Source organism: Lysobacter sp. TAB13, from assembly GCF_052113885.1.
In the GTDB taxonomy this organism is placed as follows: domain Bacteria; phylum Pseudomonadota; class Gammaproteobacteria; order Xanthomonadales; family Xanthomonadaceae; genus Lysobacter; species Lysobacter gummosus.
In genome coordinates this window covers 1-887 of the sequence record NZ_JBFRDR010000057.1, presented here as the reverse complement: position 1 = coordinate 887, position 887 = coordinate 1, and the positions used below count along the sequence as shown (strand labels likewise).

Annotated in this window: 2 protein-coding genes; both read left to right on the top strand. The window is 66.1% G+C overall.

Annotated elements, in window-relative coordinates:
• The first annotated feature begins 89 nt into the window (after positions 1-89).
• On the top strand, positions 90-275 hold the full coding sequence (locus AB4Y92_RS25080; RefSeq protein ID WP_441822084.1) for a hypothetical protein: 186 nt from the start codon (positions 90-92) through the stop codon (positions 273-275).
• Positions 263-544 (top strand): hypothetical protein, encoded by a 282-nt coding sequence (locus tag AB4Y92_RS25075; protein WP_113517430.1) that lies wholly within the window; start codon positions 263-265, stop codon positions 542-544. The genes AB4Y92_RS25080 and AB4Y92_RS25075 overlap by 13 nt, the downstream gene beginning before the upstream one ends.
• Positions 545-887: the final 343 nt, after the last annotated feature.

The window sequence follows — 887 nt, the reverse complement described above, 5'->3', positions numbered from 1 at the left end:
GGGGAAAGCAAYCCTTCAGGCCGAGCAGGAGCGCGCKCGCCGAAAARCCMTCACTGACAAAGGGAAGCGTGACGATGAGATCGACAGCCTTGGCCCTGCTGCTCTCGAKCAGCGCCTTCATCGCTGGCTGCGCCGGGATGGCCGGTGATTTCTGCGACACCGCCCGCCCGTTCCGGCCGACAGCCCATGCTGTGGCGGCGATGAGCATCCGCGAGAAGGCGGATGTCGTGAAGCATAACGAGCATGGCGAAAGGCAATGCGGATGGACGCCGTGAAACCCCGCCTCTCTGTCAGCCTCGGCAACATTCTCTCGATCGGGATGACGATCGTCTCGCTGGTGGCGGTGATCGTGACCGTCAGCCTGTCCTATGGCCAGTTGCGCGCCAAGGACGATGTCCACGACATGCGGATCGCCATCGTCGAGGCGCAGCTCGCCAAGCGCGAGAATGCCGAGCAGGCGGCGAATAACCGCCTCTCGACCATCGAAGGCGATATCCGCGTGATCCGCCAGATCCTCGAAGGCGTGCGCCCGCCGCCGCGATAGGCGCGGATACGCGCAACGGCCATCAGCTCCATTTCATTTCGCCCGCCGGTCCCGTCAGGGGGCCGGCGGGCGCCCTTTTGCGTTTGGCTCTGTGAATCCAGGCCTGCCCGCCGCGCCGGCAAGGGCAGGGGCAAGGGCAAGGGCAAGGGGGAGAAGCAGACTACGCTCCGCCGAGAGACGCTCGCCTATCCCTGCGCCTTCCGGGCGAAGAACAGCCCGATCTGCTTCTCGGCTTCGAGCACGCCGTTCCCTCGCGCGAAGGCGGCCTCGATCGCGTCGCGAAACCTGGCGAGCTCTGCCTCCGTCGCCCTGTCTCCCGGCGGATAGGAGGTCAGCGCCAGGA

What these genes read in the sequence shown, in the direction of transcription:
- AB4Y92_RS25075 (WP_113517430.1), top strand. Translation starts at nt 263, where the DNA reads ATGGACGCCGTGAAACCCCGCCTCTCTGTCAGCCTCGGCAACATTCTC.